This is a genomic window from Streptomyces sp. NPDC088097, assembly GCF_044741845.1.
In the GTDB taxonomy this organism is placed as follows: domain Bacteria; phylum Actinomycetota; class Actinomycetes; order Streptomycetales; family Streptomycetaceae; genus Streptomyces.
Genome location: NZ_JBIUTJ010000001.1, coordinates 1 through 19,053, shown reverse-complemented (window position 1 = coordinate 19,053; position 19,053 = coordinate 1). Strand labels below are relative to the sequence as shown.

At 71.5% G+C, this 19,053-nt stretch carries 17 protein-coding genes; 13 read left to right on the top strand and 4 right to left on the bottom strand.

The annotated features are described in order from the left end of the window. The first annotated feature begins 90 nt into the window (after positions 1-90). The gene (locus ACIOD1_RS00085; RefSeq protein ID WP_401899350.1) at positions 91-657 is read left to right on the top strand and encodes an SMI1/KNR4 family protein; all 567 of its coding nucleotides are present in this window, start codon (positions 91-93) and stop codon (positions 655-657) included. Further along, a complete protein-coding gene (locus tag ACIOD1_RS00080) occupies positions 654-1,190 on the top strand; it encodes a GNAT family N-acetyltransferase (RefSeq protein ID WP_365618103.1) in 537 nt (178 codons plus the stop codon). Before ACIOD1_RS00085 ends, ACIOD1_RS00080 begins: the two co-directional genes overlap by 4 nt. A 33-nt stretch (positions 1,191-1,223) precedes the next feature. Here the strand turns inward: ACIOD1_RS00080 and ACIOD1_RS00075 are convergent, their stop codons facing one another. Next, positions 1,224-3,254, bottom strand: coding sequence for a phosphocholine-specific phospholipase C (locus ACIOD1_RS00075; protein ID WP_401899349.1), 2,031 nt, complete (start codon positions 3,252-3,254; stop codon positions 1,224-1,226). Positions 3,255-3,373: 119 nt separating this feature from the next. Next, positions 3,374-4,387, bottom strand: coding sequence for an NADP-dependent oxidoreductase (locus ACIOD1_RS00070; RefSeq protein ID WP_365618099.1), 1,014 nt, complete (start codon positions 4,385-4,387; stop codon positions 3,374-3,376). A gap of 100 nt (positions 4,388-4,487) precedes the next feature. Between ACIOD1_RS00070 and ACIOD1_RS00065 the strand changes: the two genes are divergently transcribed. The 4 genes from ACIOD1_RS00065 to ACIOD1_RS00050 all read left to right on the top strand — a co-directional run bounded on the left by ACIOD1_RS00065 (position 4,488) and on the right by ACIOD1_RS00050 (position 8,266). After that, on the top strand, positions 4,488-5,372 hold the full coding sequence (locus tag ACIOD1_RS00065; protein ID WP_365618097.1) for a LysR family transcriptional regulator: 885 nt from the start codon (positions 4,488-4,490) through the stop codon (positions 5,370-5,372). Positions 5,373-5,634: 262 nt separating this feature from the next. Then, on the top strand, positions 5,635-5,766 hold the full coding sequence (locus tag ACIOD1_RS00060; protein WP_365618095.1) for a hypothetical protein: 132 nt from the start codon (positions 5,635-5,637) through the stop codon (positions 5,764-5,766). 129 nt (positions 5,767-5,895) lie between these two features. Continuing rightward, positions 5,896-6,936, top strand: a complete 1,041-nt coding sequence (locus ACIOD1_RS00055) for a 3-isopropylmalate dehydrogenase (protein WP_330298747.1) — start codon at positions 5,896-5,898, stop codon at positions 6,934-6,936. Between the two features lie 229 nt (positions 6,937-7,165). Continuing rightward, positions 7,166-8,266 (top strand): branched-chain amino acid aminotransferase, encoded by a 1,101-nt coding sequence (locus ACIOD1_RS00050; protein ID WP_365618092.1) that lies wholly within the window; start codon positions 7,166-7,168, stop codon positions 8,264-8,266. A gap of 83 nt (positions 8,267-8,349) precedes the next feature. Here the strand turns inward: ACIOD1_RS00050 and ACIOD1_RS00045 are convergent, their stop codons facing one another. Then, positions 8,350-9,777, bottom strand: coding sequence for a cytosine permease (locus ACIOD1_RS00045; RefSeq protein WP_401899346.1), 1,428 nt, complete (start codon positions 9,775-9,777; stop codon positions 8,350-8,352). 157 nt (positions 9,778-9,934) lie between these two features. On the opposite strand from ACIOD1_RS00045, the gene ureA reads away from it, so the two are divergent. From ureA to ACIOD1_RS00015, 6 genes are all read left to right on the top strand, one after another. Further along, complete coding sequence (ureA, locus tag ACIOD1_RS00040) at positions 9,935-10,660, top strand: urease subunit gamma (protein ID WP_401899344.1); 726 nt, start codon at positions 9,935-9,937, stop codon at positions 10,658-10,660. Further along, a complete protein-coding gene (locus ACIOD1_RS00035; protein WP_401899342.1) occupies positions 10,657-12,390 on the top strand; it encodes an urease subunit alpha in 1,734 nt (577 codons plus the stop codon). Before ureA ends, ACIOD1_RS00035 begins: the two co-directional genes overlap by 4 nt. 27 nt (positions 12,391-12,417) lie before the next feature. Further along, positions 12,418-13,452 (top strand): agmatine/peptidylarginine deiminase, encoded by a 1,035-nt coding sequence (locus ACIOD1_RS00030; RefSeq protein ID WP_401899340.1) that lies wholly within the window; start codon positions 12,418-12,420, stop codon positions 13,450-13,452. Between the two features lie 33 nt (positions 13,453-13,485). After that, complete coding sequence (locus ACIOD1_RS00025) at positions 13,486-14,115, top strand: TetR family transcriptional regulator C-terminal domain-containing protein (RefSeq protein ID WP_401899338.1); 630 nt, start codon at positions 13,486-13,488, stop codon at positions 14,113-14,115. 317 nt (positions 14,116-14,432) lie between these two features. Then, complete coding sequence (gene cimA, locus ACIOD1_RS00020; RefSeq protein ID WP_365618083.1) at positions 14,433-16,064, top strand: citramalate synthase; 1,632 nt, start codon at positions 14,433-14,435, stop codon at positions 16,062-16,064. Between the two features lie 108 nt (positions 16,065-16,172). After that, on the top strand, positions 16,173-17,543 hold the full coding sequence (locus ACIOD1_RS00015) for a hypothetical protein (RefSeq protein ID WP_401899336.1): 1,371 nt from the start codon (positions 16,173-16,175) through the stop codon (positions 17,541-17,543). 31 nt (positions 17,544-17,574) lie between these two features. On the opposite strand, the gene ACIOD1_RS00010 is transcribed toward ACIOD1_RS00015, so the two are convergent. Next, a complete protein-coding gene (locus ACIOD1_RS00010) occupies positions 17,575-18,207 on the bottom strand; it encodes a YceI family protein (RefSeq protein WP_401899334.1) in 633 nt (210 codons plus the stop codon). Positions 18,208-18,464: 257 nt separating this feature from the next. Here ACIOD1_RS00010 and ACIOD1_RS00005 point away from each other — a divergent pair. Further along, on the top strand, positions 18,465-19,053 hold a 589-nt coding region (locus tag ACIOD1_RS00005; protein ID WP_401899332.1), incomplete at its 3' end, for a carboxyl transferase domain-containing protein.

The following is a 19,053-nucleotide window of genomic DNA, read 5'->3' as shown; positions in this document are numbered from 1 at the left end:
CCGCGCGTTTCCGGCCTTTCCCGGAGCGGAACCCACGCGACCGGGGGAGCGGCTCCAAGGACCTCGGCCGGGCGTTGGTACCGTCCCGCAATGGACACCTGGGACGAGCGGGCCGTACGGACCCGCCTGCGCGCGAAGCTCGCGGCAGATCCCGGGCACGCCCGCTCCGGCGCCGGAACGCACCGGTACGCCCTGGCGGGGCCCCGCCCGGAGGCGGAGGTCCGCGGCTTCGAGGCGCGGCACGGGATCCGGCTGCCCGCCGCGTACCGCTCCTTCGTGACGGCCGTCGGTGACGGTCCGGCCGGCCCCGCCCACGGGCTGCTGCCGCTGACCCGGCCGCGAGCCGAGGCCGCCGACCCGGACGGGGACGGGGGCTGGGCCGTGGACGGCGAGTGGGCGGACGACCGCCGCCCGGGCCGGCTCGCCGCGCCCTTCGCCCCGGCCGGCCCGCTCCCCGGAGTGCCCAGGGGACCGGTCGAGGAGCTGACCGGGGGCTCGCTCACCCTCGCGGAGGAGGGCTGCGGCATGTTCCTGCGCCTCGTCCTGAACGGCCCGTACGCCGGGCAGGTGTGGCGGCTCGACCCGGACTGGGGCGGCTTCGTCCCCGCCCGCCCCGACTTCCGCACTTGGTACACCGACTGGCTGGAGGAGCAGTGACCGTCACCCTGGCCCACACCTGCGAGCTGGGCCCCGCCGCACTGCGCGAGCTGCGCGCCTTCCTCGACGGGGCCTTCGAGGGCGACTTCGCCGACGAGGACTTCGAGCACGCCCTCGGCGGGATGCACGTCCTGCTGCGCGAGGACGGGGAACTCCTCGCGCACGGCAGCGTCGTGCAGCGGCGGGTGCTCCACGGCGGTCGGGCCCTGCGGACCGGATACGTCGAGGCCGTCGCCGTACGCGCCGACCGGCGCCGGCGCGGGCTCGGCGGGGCCGTCATGGACCGGCTGGAGCAGGTCGTGGCCCGGGCCTACGTGCTGGGCGCGCTCTCGGCGTCCGAGGCCGGAGCGACCCTCTACACCGGCCGGGGCTGGCGGCCCCACCCCGGACGGATCGGGGTGCTGGGGCCCGCCGGCCCCGAACGGCTGGCCGAGGAGGAGGGCTCCACCTACGTGTGGACGCCGCCCGGCGGGGTCCGACCGGATCCCGCCGGGCGGCTCGACTTCGACTGGCGGGACGGGGACGTGCTCTGAGGGCCCCCGCCGACCGCCGCCGACCGCCGGACGCTACGAGCCCGAGACGCTCGCCGCTCCGGACTCGATGTGGCCCGTGTAGCGGCGCGACCAGGTGCCGTCGGAGTCGGCCAGGACCGTGAAGTCGTACCAACCGTTCTGGTACGCCACTGCGTTGAAGTAGTCCTCGCGGGAGGAGTTCGCCGGGACCGTGTACGTCCACGGGCCGTCGGTGCGGTAGGCGTTGGGGCGGATGGTGAAGGTGACCGGCGAGGCCGAGGCGTTGGTCATCTTGAACCAGAGCGCCGTCTTGCCGGTGCCCGGCTCGACCGCGAAGCGGGACGCGACCTCCAGGGACTTGCCGGGTTTGGTGGCGTCCCCGATGAAGCGGCGAAGGAAGCGGTTCGGGCCGTACATCGACAGGTCGTACTTGCCCGATCCGCTGCCGGCGCCGATGTTGAAGTAGTCCGTCGAGACGGTGCCCGGATCCACCGTGTACTGCCAGGCGACCGTGTCGCGGTACTGGTGCGGGTGGATCGAGAAGTGCGCGGGCCGCTTGGCCTCCGTGCCCTGGTTCGTCATCGAGAACCAGGCGAGGATCTTCCCGGAGGACCCGAACTCCAACCGGTCCAGGTTCCCGTTGACCTGGTACGGGAGGGCGCGCGCGGGGCGCGTACCGGCTTCCTGCACCGGGAGGGCGTTGTCCTGCGGCGCCGGGTTGGGCAGCGGGCCGCAGGTGGACTGGCCGATGACCTTGGCCGTGGAGGGCAGGCCGGCGGGGACCCCGTAGACCGGGCGCGCGAAGTCGAAGACGCCCGTCAGGTCGCCGACGACCTTGCGGCGCCAGGCGGTGATGTTGGGACAGGTCGCCGGGGTGCCCAGGGCCGCCGTCCAGGTCTCCATGAACCGCAGGACCGAGGTGTGGTCGAAGACCTCGGAGCTGACCCAGCCGCCACGGGTCCACGGCGACATCACGATCATCGGGACGCGGAAGCCCAGGCCGATCGGGAGGCCGTCGAGGTACTCGCCGGCGGTGCCGGGCGGGGCGATCGGCGGCGGCACGTGGTCGAAGAAGCCGTCGTTCTCGTCGTAGTTGAGGAACAGGACGGTGGAGTCGAAGACCTCCGGGTTCGCGGAGAGCGCCCGGTAGACGAGGTCCACGAAGTGCGCGCCGTCGGCCGGCGGGGCGTAGGGGTGCTCGGAGAAGGCCTCGTTCGCCACGACCCAGGACACCTGGGGCAGGGTGCCGGCGACCACGTCGGCGCGGATCGCGGCCGCGATGTCGTCGGGGGTGGAGCCGGTGACCTTGGGCACGGAGCCCATGCCCCGGTCCCACAGGGGGTTGCCGGGCGCGGCGTCCGTGAACTTCTTGAAGTACGCCAGACCGTTGTCCCCGTAGTTGTCCTGGGCGTTCTGGTAGACCTTCCAGCTCATCCCGGCACGCTGGAGGGCCTCCGCGTACGTCTCCCAGGTCAGCCCGGACTCGTCGCCGCCGTCCTTGCTGGACCCGTCGACCTTGCCGCTCCACAGGAAGGTGCGGTTCGGGCCGGTGGCGCTCAGGGTGGAGCAGAAGTAGGCGTCGCAGATCGTGTAGTTGTCGGCGAGCCCGTAGTGGAAGGGTATGTCGCCCCGGTCCAGGTAGCCGAGGGAGCGGGTGTTGCCGACGCCGGTGACCCAGTTGTCCATCCGGCCCTTGTTCCAGGCCGCGTGCTGCGAGCTCCAGCTGTGCGGGAGGTCGCCGTTGCACTGGGCCAGGGTCTCGCTGTCCACCCCGCCCGCCGGCGGGGTGGCGGACAGCTTCCACGGGTACTGGCGACCGCCCCAGTTCGGCTGGTTGAACGTGCCCCAGCCGCCCGGGATGTTGCCCGCGGCGCGGTCGCCGAAGCCGCGGACGCCCTTCAGCCTGCCGAAGTAGTGGTCGAAGCTGCGGTTCTCCTGCATCAGGATCACCACGTGCTTCACGTCGGTGATCGTGCCGGACGCGGCGGCCGCCGCCGCCGAGGACGACGCGACGGCGGGCAGTGCCGCGCCCGCCACGAGCCCTGCCCCGATACCCACGAATCCCCTGCGGCTGATCGGTGTCACTGGGTGCTCGCCTCCAACTCAAGTGCCCCGCTGGCACATTGACGGCAAGAGTGGCGGCAGCGGCCCCAAAGGTCTACATCCGTGCGGTAAGAAGTCGGTGAACATCAGGGTGGCTTGAATCAATCGGCGATCCGCACCAGCATCTTGCCCAGATTGTCCCCCCGGAGCATGCCCAGGAACGCCTCCACCGTGTGATCGAACCCCTGGACAACGGTGGTGTCGGCACCCACCCGGCCACTGCGCAGGTGGGGTACGAGGAAGTCCTCCAACTCCGTCTGGAGATTGGTGTGATGACGAACCAATACCCCTTCCAGCCGGAGCGACTTGTGTACGATCTCGAAGAGATTGCGCGGGGCCGCGGGGGAGCGGTCGCCGTTGTACATCGAGATCGCGCCGACCCAGGCGATCCGCCCGAACTCCCGGAGCGAGTCGATCGCCCCCTCCAGGTGCTCCCCGCCCACGTTGTCCACGTAGACGTCGATGCCGTCCGGCGCGGCCTTCGCGAGCTGCTCGCCGACCGGGCCGTCGTGGTAGTCGAAGGCCGCGTCGAAGCCCAGGACGTCGGTGAGGTGGCGGACCTTCGCCGCCGAGCCCGCGCTGCCGACGATCCTGCGGGCGCCGAGCAGCCGGGCGATGTGCGCGGTGGCCGTGCCGACCCCGCCCGCCGCGGCGGAGACGAAGAGGTCCTCGCCCTCGCGCAGCGCCGCCGTCCGGGTGAGGGCGGCGTAGGCCGTCAGACCGGTGCCGCCCAGGACGGAGAGGTACGCCTCCAACGGGACCCCCTCGTGGACGCGGACCTTGCGGGCGCCGTCCACGCCCGGGGTGACCAGGGCGTGCGTGCGCCATCCGGCCCGGTGGAAGACGAGGTCGCCCTCGACGAGCCCCGGGTCGCGGGAGGCGAGGACCCGGCCCACGGAGCGGCCTTCGAGGGGGGCGTTCAGCGCGAAGCCGCCCTCTCCGCCGTCCATCAGGCCCCGGTGGTACGGGTCCACCGACAGCAGCAGGTTCTCCACCAGGGCGGTGCCGGGGGAGGGCTCGGGGACCGGGAAGGAGACGTGGGTGAAGTCGGAGGCCGCGGGGGCGCCTTCGGGGCGGGCGATCTGGTGGACGGCATGAGCGGTGTCGGTGGTCATGGGCACGACCGTAGGAAGGAATCCCGTCGCCGGGCAGGCGGTAGCGTTCATACAAGCCGCCGATCCATGAAAGCGGCTCATACGCCGAGGTGGGGACCCCGTGGCCGAGTTGGCTCCGCAAGAGATCCGGGTGTTGGTCGCCGTCGCCGAGACCGGCGGGTTCTCCGCCGCCGCGGCCCGGCTCGGCATCGGCCAGTCGGCCGTCTCCCACTCCGTGCGCGGCAGTGAGGCCAAGGTCGGCGCGGTGCTCTTCGAGCGCGGACGCTCCGGAGCCTCGCCCACCCCCGCCGGCGAGCGGGCCGTGGCCCTCGGTCGGAGGATCCTGCGGCTGTACGAGGTCCTGGGCGCGGAGGCCCGCGCGGCCGGGCACGACGCCGCCGGGCGGGAGCGGCCGGCCGGGACCCTGCGCGTGGCGGCCTTCCGCAGCGCGGCCCTGCACCTGCTGCCGCCCGCGTTGGAACGGCTCGCCGTCCTGCACCCCGGGATCCGCCCCGAGGTGAGGGTGGTCCGCGAGATCGGCGCCGGAGCCGCCGGGGAGGTCGCGGCCGGGCGGGCGGACCTGGGCATCGCGACGCTGGGCGCGCGGGAGGACGTACCGCCCGGGCTGCTGACCGGGGAACTGGTCTCGGAGGCGTACCGCCTGGTGCACCCCGCCGGACACCCGGAGCCGAAGGCGCTGCCCCTGCTGGACTGGGACGAGAACTGCGGCTCCTACACCCGGGAGTGGTGGCGGGCGCAGGACTGGATCCCCCGGGCGACGGTCAAGGCGGAGGACGACGCGATGGTGTTGACCATGGTCGGCCGGGGCCTGGGCATGGCGATCATGCCGGAGCTCTCGCTGCGCGAGGCCACGGACACCGTGGAGATCGCCGCGTTGGGGCCCCAGGGGCCGGTGAGGAGGGTGGGATACGTCACCACACCGGAATCGGCCGCCACGCTTGGCGTAAGGGCTCTGATCAGGGAACTCCGCACCGAACGAGGGTGAGAACGGAGGCCCTGGAGGGGGCCTTCCGGGCGGTCGGGCGTCTCAGATACTAGGAAGTCCGAGTAATTGCGGAGACATACAGCCCGACCTGGCCTAGCTTTGTAGAAGCCGAACGTCTCGCCGATCAGGCGAATGGCGGTCGAGAGCGCGCGCCCCATGGCAGGCAATCCCTGCCGCGCCCCGCTCCCCGCCTCTTCCGGCGCCTTGAAGGAACCCCTCATCCGTGGCCCCGCCACGCCGTGATCTCAAGGAGTCGATCACCATGACCCCCACCACCGCTGCCTCCCGCCGCGTCCGCCACACCTCCCCGGCCGACGAGGACCGCAAGAACGCCGCCGCCGCCCTCCAGCGGTCCCTGGACCGCCGCGACAACGGCGGCTCGACCGGTCACTGACACGCCGCCGTCCGGCCATCGGCCGGGCGCCGTCCGGCAACAGCCCCGCACGGAAAGCCCGCGGGCATATCGCGTCCATATGGTGGACGCGATATGCCCGAGGGCTGATACACGGAGTACGGTTCCGTCATGTCGACCAGCATCAATCTCGCAGTGATCCCCGGTGATGGCATCGGCCAGGAAGTCGTGGCTCAGGGACTCAAGGTCCTTACCGCGGTCCTGCCCCAGGATGTGAAGCTGGAGACCAAGGAATACGACCTCGGCGCCCAGCGCTGGCACCGCACCGGTGAGACCCTCCCGGAGGCGGAGCTCGAAGCCCTCAAGCACCACGACGCGATCCTCCTCGGCGCCATCGGCGACCCGTCGGTCCCGTCCGGTGTCCTGGAGCGCGGCCTGCTGCTGAAGCTCCGCTTCGCCTTCGACCACTTCATCAACCTGCGCCCCTCGAAGCTCTTCCCGAACACCGCCACCCCGCTGGCCGGCCGTCCGGAGATCGACTTCGTGGTGGTCCGCGAGGGCACCGAGGGTCCGTACACCGGCAACGGCGGCAGCCTGCGCACCGGCACCCCCGCCGAGGTGGCCACCGAGGTCAGCATCAACACCGCCTACGGTGTGGAGCGCGTGGTCCGGGACGCCTACGAGCGGGCCAACGACCGCCCCCGCAAGAAGCTGACGCTGGTCCACAAGAACAACGTCCTCGTGTACGCGGGCCACATGTGGAAGAACATCTTCGACAAGGTCGGCCAGGAGTACCCCGAGGTCACCACCGACTACCTGCACGTCGACGCCGCGACGATCTTCTTCGTCACCCAGCCCGAGCGCTTCGACGTCATCGTCACGGACAACCTCTTCGGTGACATCCTCACCGACCTGGCCGCCGCCGTGACCGGGGGGATCGGCCTGGCCGCCTCCGGGAACATCAACCCGACCGGCGCCTTCCCGTCCATGTTCGAGCCCGTCCACGGCTCGGCCCCGGACATCGCCGGCACCGGCAAGGCGGACCCGACCGCGACGATCCTCTCGGTCGCCCTCCTGCTGCGTCACCTCGGCTACGAGGCCCAGGCCGTTCGCATCGAGGACGCCGTCTCGGCCGACCTCGCCGAGCGCGACGGCACCTTCCGCTCCACCGACGCCATCGGCGACGCCCTCGCCGCGCGCGTAGCCGGCTGACCCGGCAGCTCCACCTCAGGAAGCCGCCGGGCCGCACCACCGACCCGGCGGCTTCTCCTGTGCGGCCCCGGGTGCCACCATCTCCCCTGGGCCGCTAAAGACCCCGTTTCACCGCAGCCTCCTCCCGGGCGATAATCGAACGCGAGGCCGCGGAATACGGGGAAGCTCGGACGTCCTAGTACGCCGTGAGCGCGGTCCGCCCTACCCAAACGGTGAAGGACAAGCACTCATGACGACGCCCACGATCGAGCTGAAGCCCTCCTCGAACCCCCTGTCCGACGCGGAGCGCGAAGCGATCCTGGCCAGCCCCGGCTTCGGCCGCCACTTCACCGATCACATGGTGACGATCAAGTGGACCGAGGGGCGCGGCTGGCACGACGCCGAGCTGGTCCCGTACGCGCCGCTGTCGATGGACCCGGCGAACATGACCCTGCACTACGCGCAGACGATCTTCGAGGGCCTCAAGGCGTACAAGCAGCCCGACGGCTCGGTCGCCACCTTCCGCCCGCTGGCCAACGCCGAGCGCTTCCAGGCCTCCGCCCGCCGCATGGCGATGCCCGAGCTGCCGAGCGACCTGTTCATCGCGGCCTGCGACGCGCTCATCCAGCAGGACCGGGCCTGGGTTCCGGACTCCGGCGAGGCCTCGCTGTACCTGCGCCCCTTCATGTTCGCCTCCGAGGTCGGCCTGGGCGTCCGCCCGGCGAACGAGTTCCTCTTCATGGTCATCGCCTCGCCCGCCGGCGCCTACTTCCCCGGTGGCGTCAAGCCGGTCTCCGTCTGGCTCTCCGAGGAGTACGTCCGCGCCGTCAAGGGCGGCACCGGCGCCGCCAAGACCGGTGGCAACTACGCCGCCTCCCTCGTGGCCCAGGCCCAGGCCGCCTCGCACGGCTGCGACCAGGTCGTGTGGCTCGACGCGGTCGAGCACCGCTGGATCGAGGAGATGGGCGGCATGAACCTGTACTTCGTGTACGCGCAGGAGGACGGCACGCGGCGCATCGTCACCCCGGAGCTGACCGGCTCGCTGCTGCCCGGCATCACCCGCGACTCCCTCCTCACGATCGCCCGCGACCTCGGCTACACCGCCGAGGAGGGCCGGATCACCACCGAGGACTGGCAGCGCGACAATGCGAACGGCACCCTCACCGAGGTGTTCGCGTGCGGCACCGCCGCCGTCATCACCCCGGTCGGCTCGGTCAAGTCCGAGCGCTCCAACTGGATCCAGGGCGACGGCGAGCCCGGCGAGGTCACCATGAAGCTCCGCAAGGCGCTCCTGGACCTCCAGACGGGCGTCGCCGCCGACACCCACGGCTGGATGCACCCGCTCGGCTAGGCACACGACGACGAGAAGGCCCCCACGCACGGTGCGTGGGGGCCTTCTCGCGTACGGCCGTACGGGCCGAGGCCCCGCGGTGGTTACTCCGCCGCCACCAGGACGGTGCCGGCGGCTTCGGGCTCGCCGACCCCGCCCGCACGCGCGGTCAGCGCCGTGTAGGCGAGGCCGCCGGCCAGGCCGGAGAGGACGAAGGAGCAGTCGACGCCGCCGGTCAGGGCGAGCAACGGGCCCTCGTAGAAGGGGGTGGTCACCGCGAGCAGGCCGATCCCGGCGCCGATGGCCCAGGACACGGTGGCGGCCGGGTTCCAACCGCCGCGGTACCAGTAGATCCCGCCCACCGACCGGCGGTTGAAGACCTGGAGGGCGTCGGCGTCGTAGCGCCCGCGGCAGCGCACGTGACCGATCAGGGTGATCACGGCCCAGGGGGTGCCGAGCGCCGTCAGCAGCAGCACGAAGGAGGTCATCGCGGACTGGACGTCCCACTCGAAGGAGCCGAAGAAGACGAAGGCGGTGGCGACGACGGCGGCGATGACGGTGGCCGTGGTCCGGGTGGCCCTGGGCACGATCGCGTCGAGGTCGAGGCCCATGGAGTAGAGCATCAGCCCGGCGTTGCCCACGGAACCGGCCGCGGCGAGGGCGAGCAGCGGGACCAGGTACCAGAAGGGCGAGGCGGCCACGAGCGGCCCGGCGTACTCGGCGCCGGCCCGGGCGGCGAGCGCGGTGAAGGTACCGAACAGCTGCGGTATCAGCAGGCCGATCAGCAGGCCGAGCCCGGTGGCCCGCAGGACCTTGGGGGCGCTGTAACGGGTGGGGGAGATGTAGCGGGTGTAGTCACCGAGCAGGGTGATGAAGGCGACGGGCCCGCTGAGCCCGGCGGCGACGGCGGCCAGCAGCCAGGTCGGCCAGAAGGAGCCGAGCAGGTACGCGGTGTCCGGCGGGGCGGCGCTGGTGAAGTCCGGGGCGTAGGCGATGACGCCCACGGCCAGCAGGACCACCATGCCGACGGACAGGATCTTGCTCATCCGCAGCAGCAGCCGGTAGCCGAAGACGGCCGCGACGACGGTACACGCGGCCAGCACGCCGTACATGGCGGCCCGCGAGACCCCGGTGTCGGGCAGGCCGGTCAGCCGGGACAGCGCCCCGACCATCACGTCGCCGCCGATCCACAGGGTCAGCGCGGTGTAGCCGAGGGACAGCAGCAGGCCGACCACCGAGCCGACCAGCCGGCCCCGTACGCCGAACTGGGCGCCGCTGGAGGTGGAGAGGTTGGTCGCGGTGCGCAGCGAAACGAGCGCGAGCGGCGCGGTGAAGGCGATGCCGACGACGGTGCCGGTCACGATCGCGGTGAGGGAGGGCCACAAGCCCAGTCCGAAGGAGGGGGGCAGCCAGCCGAAGACGATCACACCGAGGCAGAGGTTGGAGCCGAGGAGGATCGAGATCAGGTCACGGGGACCGCTCGTCCGCTCCTCCTCCGGAATGGTGTCGACGCCGCGCTGTTCGATGGGCATGGGGGGACTCCCTTGGCAGGGCGGGGGGTGGTTGCGCTTGAGTTTGAGCGACACTCAATGTGACCTGATGCCTGGTCCCAGGTCAATGATTCCTTGCAGGCAAATGAAGAGTTAGAGTGATGCTCTAACCCATCGACTCAAGAGGTGGTGGATCGGCGTGCGGCTGACCCCTACGGAGCGCGACCGGCTGTTGCTGCGCAGCGCGGCGGAACTGGCCAGGGCCCGGCGGGCCCGGGGCCTCCAGCTGAATGTCCCCGAGGCCACCGCGTTGATCGCGGACACGGTCTGCGAGGCCGCACGGGACGGCAAGCGGTTGGCCGAGGCCATCGAGGAGGCCCGCTCGGTCCTCGGACCGGACGACGTGCTCCCCGGGGTCTCCGACGTGGTCACCGAGGTGCACGTCGAGGCCGTCTTCGACGACGGATCGCGGCTCGCCGTGGTCTCCGCGCCGATCCGCGGCGCGCTCTCGCTCGGCGGCGACGCCCCCGGCGCGGTCGTGCCCGGCCCCGGCGCCCCCCAGCCCGAGCCGGTGCTCCACCTGCACGTGCGCAACACCGCCTCCGTGCCGGTGAGCGTGACCTCGCACTTCCATTTCTTCGAGGCGAACCCGCGGTTGGATTTCGATCGGGCGGCGGCGTACGGGATGCGGTTGTGTGTGCCGGCGGGGTCTTCGGTGCGGTTCGATCCGCACGGTGAGGGCGAGGTGGGTCTGGTTCCGATCGGTGGTGGGCGGATCGCGATCGGTTTCGCGGGGCTGGTCGACGGCCCCCTCGACGCCCCCGGCGCCAAGGCCGAGGCCCTGCGCCGCGCCGCCGCCTGCGGCTACCTCGGCGTGGACGCCGACGCACCTGACGACGACCACCCGGAAGGGGCCCCCGCATGAGCCGCCAGACTCCGCACAGCGATCACTGCGCGCCGGGCAGCCGGCACATCGACCCGCACGAGTACGCGTCGGTCTTCGGCCCCCGGGCCGGCGACCGGGTGCGGCTGGGGGACTCGGGGCTGACGGTCCGGGTCGAGTCCGATTCGCAGAAGCCGGGGGACGAGTTCCTGGCGGGTTTCGGCAAGACGGCGCGTGACGGTCTGCACCTGAAGGCCGCGGCGGTCCGTGACACCTGTGACGTCGTGATCAGCAATGTGTTGGTCATCGATGCCGTCCTCGGTATCCGCAAGGTGTCCATCGGCATCCGCGAGGGCCGGATCCACGCGATCGGCCGGGCCGGCAACCCCGACACCCTCGACGGGGTCGACGTGGTCGTCGGCACCGGTACCTCGATCGTCTCCGGCGAGGGCCTGATCGCCACCGCCGGCGCCGTCGACACCCACGTGCACCTGCTCTCCCCCCGGATCATGGAGGCCTCGCTCGCCGCGGGCGTCACCACGATCATCGGCCAGGAGTTCGGCCCCGTCTGGGGCGTCGGCGTCAACTCGCCGTGGGCCCTGAAGCACGCCTTCAACGCCTTCGACGCCTGGCCGGTCAACATCGGCTTCCTCGCCCGGGGTTCGTCCTCGGACGCCGCCCCGCTGATCGAGGCCCTCGCCGAGGGCGGCGCGTCCGGCTTCAAGGTCCACGAGGACATGGGCGCCCACACCCGGGCGCTGGACACGGCCCTGCGGGTGGCGGAGGAGTACGACGTTCAGGTCGCCCTGCACAGTGACGGCCTCAACGAGTGCCTCTCCGTCGAGGACACCCTGCGGGTGTTGGACGGCCGCACCATCCACGCCTTCCACATCGAGGGCTGCGGTGGCGGGCACGTGCCCAACGTGCTGAAGATGGCGGGCGTGCCGAACGTCATCGGCTCTTCCACGAATCCGACGTTGCCGTTCGGTCGGGACGCGGTGGCCGAGCACTACGGGATGATCGTGTCGGTCCACGACCTCAAGCCCGATCTGCCCGGTGACGCGGCGATGGCGCGGGATCGGATCCGGGCGGGGACGATGGGCGCCGAGGACGTCCTGCACGATCTCGGTGCGATCGGCATCACCTCCTCCGACGCCCAGGGCATGGGTCGTGCGGGAGAGACGATCCGGCGGACCTTCGCGATGGCCGCGAAGATGAAGGGCGAGCTGGGCCCGCTGTCCGGCGACGGGGAGGGCGACGACAACGCCCGTGTCCTGCGCTACATGGCCAAGCTGACGATCAACCCGGCCATCGCCCACGGTCTCGCGCACGAGATCGGCTCCATCGAGGTCGGCAAGCTCGCCGACATCGTCCTGTGGCGCCCCCCGTTCTTCGGCGCCAAGCCCCAACTCGTCCTCAAGTCCGGCTTCCCCGCCTACGGAGTCACCGGCGACCCCAACGCCGCCACCGACACCTGCGAACCGCTCGTGCTCGGACCGCAGTTCGGCTCCTACGGGGCCACCGCCGCGGACATCTCGGTCGCCTTCGTCTCCGCCGCTGCCGCCGTGCTCGGTTCCGACGAGATGCCCACCCGACGCCGCCGCGTCGCCGTCCGCGGCACCCGGGGCATCGGCCCCAAGGACCTCCTCCTCAACTCACGGGTGGGCGCGGTCGATGTGGACGCGCGCAGCGGACTCGTCTCCCTCGACGGGGAACCGCTGCGCTCCGAAGCCGCCGAGTCGGTCTCCCTCAACCGCCTGTACTTCTTGTAAGTCAGCACAGCCTGTAAGGACCCTGCCATGACGAAGCCTGTGAACGACGGATTCCGGATGCCCGCCGAGTGGATGCCCCACGAGCGCACCTGGATGGCGTGGCCCAGCCCCAACCCCACCTTCACCAACGCCGAGGAGCTGGCCGAGGCCCGCGAGGCCTGGGGCTCCGTCGCCCGCGCGGTCCGCGCGTACGAGCCCGTGACGCTCGTCGTCTCCCCGGGCGACGCCGACAGCGCCCGCGCGATCGTCGGCGACGATGTCCAGCTGGTCGAGCGCGAACTCGACGACGCCTGGATGCGCGACATCGGCCCCACCTTCGTCACCAACGACGCGGGCGAACTCGCCGCCGTCGACTGGACCTTCAACGGGTGGGGCGCCCAGGAATGGGCCCGCTGGGAGCACGACTCCAAGGTCGCCCGCCACGTCTCCGACCTCGCCGGCACCCGCACGTACAGCACCACCCTGGTCAACGAGGGCGGCGCCATCCACGTGGACGGCGAGGGCACGGTGCTCCTCACCGACACGGTGCAGCTGGGCGAGGGCCGCAACCCCGGCTGGACGCGTCGGCAGGTCGAGGACGAGATCCACGCCCACCTCGGCACGACCAAGGCCATCTGGCTCCCGTACGGCCTGGCCGGCGACTACGGCACCTACGGCACCCAGGGCCACGTCGACATCGTCGCCGCCTTCGCCCGTCCCGGGGTGGTCATGGTCCACACCCAGCCCGACCCGGCCCACCCGGACCACGAGCGCTGCAAGACCATCGCCGCCATCCTGCGGGCCGCCACCGACGCCCGCGGGCGCCTGCTGGAGGTCGTGGAGATCCCGGCGCCGACCGCGCTCGAAGAGGACGGCGAGTGGGTGGACTACTCGTACATCAACCACTACCTCTGCAACGGCGGCGTGGTGCTCTGCGCCTTCGACGACCCGCGCGACGAGGAGGCGGCCGAGATCTTCCGCGGCCTGTTCCCCGAGCGGACCGTGACCCTCGTCGACGCACGTACGATTTTCGCCGGGGGTGGCGGTATCCACTGCATCACCCAGCAGCAGCCGAAGGTCTGACCCCGGGGGGCGGACCGATGTGAGGAGTGGTCCATGGCGGCGGGCGCAGTACCGGTCCGGGCGGCGCGCAAGAACGCGCCCCCGCGCGAGGACGTACTCGTCGCCGCCATGGCCACGATCGCCCAGCGCGGCCTGGAGGGCCTGACCATGGCCGGCCTCGGCCGGCAGGTCGGCATGAGCAGCGGCCACCTCCTCTACTACTTCGGCAGCAAGGACGAGCTCCTGCTGCAGACCCTGGAGTGGAGCGAGGCCGCCCTCGGAGTCGAGCGCCGCGCCCTGCTGTCCCGGCCGGGCACCGTCCGCGAACGCCTGCGGGCGTACGTGGACCTCTACGTGCCCGAAGCCGCCAGGGACCCGCACTGGACCCTGTGGCTGGAGGTCTGGAACCGCTCCCAGAACGCCGGACCGCAGGAACGCGAACGCCAGGGCGCCATCGAAGGGGCCTGGCACCGCGACCTGGTGGCCCTGATCGCCGAGGGCATCTCGCGCGGCGAGTTCCGCCCGCTGGACCCCGACCGCTTCGGGGCGAGGCTGCGCGCCCTGCTCGACGGGTTCAGCATCCAGGTCGCCGTCGGGCTGCCGGGGATAGGACGCCAGGACATCCTCGACCACGTCGCCGAGTTCCTGACCGACGCCCTCGTCGTCGACACCACGACGGCCTAGCCGAAAGGCCGGTGGACGCCCGGTGCCCGCATCGTGAGATCGGCGTCCATCGGCGGCGGGCCGTGTGACACACTGCGAGCGTGTCTGCTCGGCTCATGATTATGGACAGCAGCGCGCCGGTCCTCAGTGACCGCTGAACCGTGGAAAACCTTCGCGGAAGCGGCCACCGTGCCCCAGACCCGCGCGCAGACCTCTCGCACCCGCGAGGGGTTTTTTCGTTTCCCGGCCCGAATCATGCCGGGACCGGCAGCGCGCGATGATGGGGGCAGTGGATCCCCGGTCTCCGGAACCACTCATCCGACAGGAGTCAGATCAGCATGACGACGACAGAGGCGAAGGAGCCCACCGCGCCGCGAACGGGCCCTGGCGACGACTTCCACGTCTTCGACACCACCCTGCGCGACGGCGCCCAGCGCGAGGGCATCAACCTCACGGTCGCCGACAAGCTGACCATCGCCCGGCACCTGGACGACTTCGGAGTCGGCTTCATCGAGGGCGGCTGGCCCGGCGCCAACCCCCGCGACACCGAGTTCTTCTCCCGCGCCCGCGCCGAGATCGACTTCAAGAACGCCCAGCTGGTCGCCTTCGGCGCCACCCGCCGGGCCGGTGGCGCCGCCGCCGAGGACCCGCAGGTCCGCGCCCTCCTGGAGTCCGGCGCGCCGGTGATCACCCTGGTCGCCAAGTCCCACGACCGCCACGTCGAGCTGGCCCTGCGCACCACCCTCGACGAGAACCTCGCCATGGTCAGCGACACCGTCTCGCACCTGGTCGCCCAGGGCCGCCGGGTCTTCGTGGACTGCGAGCACTTCTTCGACGGCTACCGGGCCAACCCCGAGTACGCCAAGGCCGTGGTCCGCGCCGCCCACGAGGCCGGCGCCGAGGTGGTCATCCTCTGTGACACCAACGGCGGCATGCTCCCCGCCCAGATCACCGCCACCGTGGCGACCGTCCTCGCCGACACCGGCGCCCGCCTGGGCATCCACGCCCAGGACGACACCGGCTGCGCCGTCGCCAACACCCTCGCCGCCGTCGACGCGGGCGCCACGCACGTCCAGTGCACCGCCAACGGCTACGGCGAGCGCGTCGGCAACGCCAACCTCTTCCCGGTGGTCGCCGCGCTGGAGATCAAGTACGGGCGCCAGGTCCTCCCCGAGGGCGCGCTCGCCGAGATGACCCGCATCTCGCACGCCATCGCCGAGGTCGTCAACCTCACCCCCTCCACGCACCAGCCCTACGTCGGCGTCTCCGCCTTCGCGCACAAGGCGGGCCTGCACGCCTCCGCGATCAAGGTCGACCCGGACCTCTACCAGCACATCGACCCCGAGCGCGTCGGCAACACCATGCGCATGCTGGTGTCCGACATGGCCGGCCGGGCCTCCATCGAGCTGAAGGGCAAGGAGCTCGGCGTCGAGCTCGGCGGCGACCGCCAACTGATCTCGCGGGTGGTCGAGCGGGTCAAGGAGCGGGAGCTGCTCGGCTACACGTACGAGGCCGCCGACGCCTCCTTCGAGCTGCTGCTGCGCGCCGAGGTCGACGGCCGGGCCCGCAAGTACTTCCGTACGGAGTCCTGGCGCGCCATCGTCGAGGACCGCCCCGACGGCACCCACGCCAACGAGGCCACCGTCAAGCTGTGGGCCAAGGGCGAGCGCATCGTCGCCACCGCCGAGGGCAACGGCCCGGTCAACGCGCTGGACCGGGCGCTGCGGGTGGCGCTGGAGCGGTTCTACCCGCAGCTGGCGAAGTTCGAGCTGATCGACTACAAGGTCCGCATCCTGGAGGGCAAGCACGGCACGGAGTCCACGACCCGGGTCCTCATCGCCACCACGGACGGCACCCGCGAGTGGTCCACCGTCGGCGTCGCCCAGAACGTGATCGCCGCGTCCTGGCAGGCCTTGGAGGACGCCTTCACCTTCGGCCTCCTCCACGCGGGCGTCGAACCCCCGGAGTAGCGGGCACCGAGCGCGTGCGGTGCCCGGCCCGGAGCAAGATCGGTCGGGCCCGCACGCCCTTATGTTCCGCTCACACGGTAATCACCCGATTCCGGTAGCGTCGTGACCATGAGGACCAGGCTGATACCCGTACGATCCGGTCGGCTGCTGGGGGCCCTGCTGCTGGCCATGACGGCGAGCGCCCTCGTGGTCGCCCCGCAGGCGTCCGCCGCCACCGGCGTCTCCGCCGTCGGCGAGGCCCTCAAGAAGGGGCCGGTCTACGTCGATCCCGGCGCCCGGGCCCAGCTGTCCCAGGCCCAGGCCGACGCGCTGGCCAAGAAGATCGAGGACGCGGGCAAGCCGGTCTTCGTCGCCGTCCTGCCGAACACGGCGGACTTCCCGCAGGACAAGGTGCTCGCCGCCGTCCGCGCCGAGACGGGCATCACCGGGCTGTACGCGATCAGGCAGGGCGACGGCTTCAACGCGGGCGCCGACCGGAGCGTCATGCCGCGGAACGCCGTCCGCAACCTCACCGAGGCCGTCAAGACCGGCGCGCCCGTGGACGCGAACACCCAGCTCGGCAACTTCGTCGACCAGGCCCTCACCCAGGCCAAGGGCAAGGCCCCCGCCTCCTGGGGCACCTCCGCCACGAACGACGCCTTCCCCACCGGCGCCCTCATCGGCCTCGGCGCGGTGGCCGTGATCGGCGGCGGCGGCGGTTACCTGCTGGTCAAGCGGAACCGCAAGCAGAAGGAAGAGGCCCGCCGCGAGGCCATCGCCCGACTGGGCGTGGTCGTCGACGAGGACATCACCGCATTCGGCGAGGAACTGGAGCGCCTCGACTTCCACCCCGGCGAGCCCGGCGCAGACGACGCCATGCGCAAGGACTACGAGCAGGGCCTCGACTCGTACGAGAAGGCCAAGCAGATCATGGCCTCGGTCCAGCGCCCCGAAGAGGTGCAGGGCGTCACCCAGGCCCTGGAGGACGGCCGGTACGCCCTGGCCTCCCTCGACGCCCGCCGGCAGGGGCGCCCCGTGCCCGAGCGCCGCGCCCCCTGCTTCTTCGACCCGCGCCACGGACCGAGCACCGAGGACGCCACCTGGGCCCCGCCCGCGGGAGCGCCCCGTACCGTCCCGGTCTGCGCGGCGGACTCCGTACGACTGCGCGACGGCCAGGACCCGGCCGTCCGCACGGTCGACACCGCGCACGGGCCGCGCCCCTACTACGACGCCGGCCCGGCGTACGGGCCCTGGGCCGGCGGCTACTTCGGCGGCGGCATGCTGCCCGGTCTGCTGATGGGCACCATGCTCGGTTCGATGATGTCGAGCCCCGCCTACGCCTCGGACTTCGGCGGAGCCGGGGCGGACGGGTCGGGCTTCGACGGGGGCGACGTCTCCGGCGCCGACTTCAACCCGTCCGACTTCGGCGGCGGGGACTTCGGCGGCGGTGGAGGCTTCGACGGGGGTGGCGGCGGGTTCGACGGCGGGGGCGGCTGGTAGCCACCCCCGAACCCGGGACCCGCGCCCCGGGTCAGGCCTGCGGGGCCTGCTTGATCGCCGAGATGTCGAAGGTCAGCTTCACCTTGTCGCTGACCATCACGCCGCCAGCCTCCAGCGCCGCGTTCCAGGTCAGGCCCCAGTCGGAGCGCAGGATCTCGGCGGAACCCTCGAAGCCGACGCGCTCGTTGCCGTAGACGTCGGTGGCGGATCCGGCGAACTCCAGGTCGATGGAGAGGGGTCGCGTGACGTCCTTGATCGTCAGGTCGCCGACGATCCGGTAGGTGTCCGCGCCGATCCGCGCCGCCGACGTGGAGCGGAAGGTCATCAGCGGGTACAGCTCCGCGTCGAAGAAGTCGCCGCCGCGCAGGTGCCCGTCGCGGTCGGCGATCCCGGTGCCCACCGAGGCGATCGTGACGTCGATGGCGGCGGTGGAGCGCGACGGGTCGGCGCCGTCGAGGTGGAGGGTCCCCTCGTGCTCGGCGAAGCTGCCCCGGACGTTGGTCACCATCGCGTGGCGGACGGTGAAGCCGATGCTGCTGTGAGCGGGGTCGATGACGTAGTCGCCGGTGAGGGCGGCGAGCGCCGGGTCCACGTCGAGCGTGGCGACGGCGGCGTCGGCCGGCGTGTTCGGGGCGGTCTGGCTGCGGCGGGTGAAGAGACCCATGGCTTCCTCCTCGGGAGATCCTGCTGGCGGGGTGGTTCAACGTTCAACTAGAGACACGCTAGAGCCATCCGGTTTAAATTTCAACTTCTTTCATCCGTGTGGCACTGATTTTGTGGAACCCCGACAAAGGTCGAAGGTCCCGACTGGGGGAGTCCCTACATCCCGCACGCGCACTGTCCGGCCCACACAGCGGATGGGGCCCGAGACTGTGTGGATTCAACGGACGGATTTCCGGCCGCGTTTCGTAAGGTCGGTACATGACCGTTGTGGACCAGACTTCGAGCGAGCCGACGGACGCCCGCGGGCGCGTGGCCGAGCTGCACGCCCTCCGTGAGGAGGCCCGTCGTGGCCCGAGTGACCGGGCGACCGAGGCGCAGCGCGCCAAGGGCAAGCTGACCGCGCGTGAGCGCATCGCGCTGTTGCTCGATGAGGGTTCTTTCAGGGAGGTCGAGCAGCTTCGTCGGCACCGCGCGGTGGGGTTCGGGCTGGAGGCGAAGAGGCCTTACACGGATGGTGTGATCACCGGCTGGGGGACGGTCGAGGGCCGCACGGTCTTCGTGTACGCGCATGACTTCCGTATTTTCGGTGGTGCGCTGGGTGAGGCCCATGCCACGAAGATCCACAAGATCATGGACATGGCGATCGCGGCCGGTGCCCCTCTGGTCTCCCTCAACGACGGCGCCGGCGCCCGCATCCAGGAGGGTGTGTCGGCCCTCGCCGGGTACGGCGGGATCTTCCAGCGCAACACCAGGGCCTCGGGTGTGATCCCGCAGATCTCGGTGATGCTCGGCCCGTGCGCGGGTGGCGCGGCCTACTCGCCGGCCCTGACGGACTTCGTGTTCATGG

Excerpts from the sequence above, each read along its gene's own strand:
- ACIOD1_RS00085 (WP_401899350.1), top strand. The coding sequence starts at position 91 with ATGGACACCTGGGACGAGCGGGCCGTACGGACCCGCCTGCGCGCGAAG.
- ACIOD1_RS00070 (WP_365618099.1), bottom strand. The coding sequence starts at position 4,387 with ATGACCACCGACACCGCTCATGCCGTCCACCAGATCGCCCGCCCCGAA.
- ACIOD1_RS00060 (WP_365618095.1), top strand. The coding sequence starts at position 5,635 with ATGACCCCCACCACCGCTGCCTCCCGCCGCGTCCGCCACACCTCCCCG.
- ACIOD1_RS00055 (WP_330298747.1), top strand. The coding sequence starts at position 5,896 with ATGTCGACCAGCATCAATCTCGCAGTGATCCCCGGTGATGGCATCGGC.
- ACIOD1_RS00050 (WP_365618092.1), top strand. The coding sequence starts at position 7,166 with ATGACGACGCCCACGATCGAGCTGAAGCCCTCCTCGAACCCCCTGTCC.
- ACIOD1_RS00045 (WP_401899346.1), bottom strand. The coding sequence starts at position 9,777 with ATGCCCATCGAACAGCGCGGCGTCGACACCATTCCGGAGGAGGAGCGG.
- ACIOD1_RS00035 (WP_401899342.1), top strand. The coding sequence starts at position 10,657 with ATGAGCCGCCAGACTCCGCACAGCGATCACTGCGCGCCGGGCAGCCGG.
- ACIOD1_RS00030 (WP_401899340.1), top strand. The coding sequence starts at position 12,418 with ATGACGAAGCCTGTGAACGACGGATTCCGGATGCCCGCCGAGTGGATG.
- ACIOD1_RS00025 (WP_401899338.1), top strand. The coding sequence starts at position 13,486 with ATGGCGGCGGGCGCAGTACCGGTCCGGGCGGCGCGCAAGAACGCGCCC.
- cimA (WP_365618083.1), top strand. The coding sequence starts at position 14,433 with ATGACGACGACAGAGGCGAAGGAGCCCACCGCGCCGCGAACGGGCCCT.
- ACIOD1_RS00015 (WP_401899336.1), top strand. The coding sequence starts at position 16,173 with ATGAGGACCAGGCTGATACCCGTACGATCCGGTCGGCTGCTGGGGGCC.
- ACIOD1_RS00010 (WP_401899334.1), bottom strand. The coding sequence starts at position 18,207 with ATGGGTCTCTTCACCCGCCGCAGCCAGACCGCCCCGAACACGCCGGCC.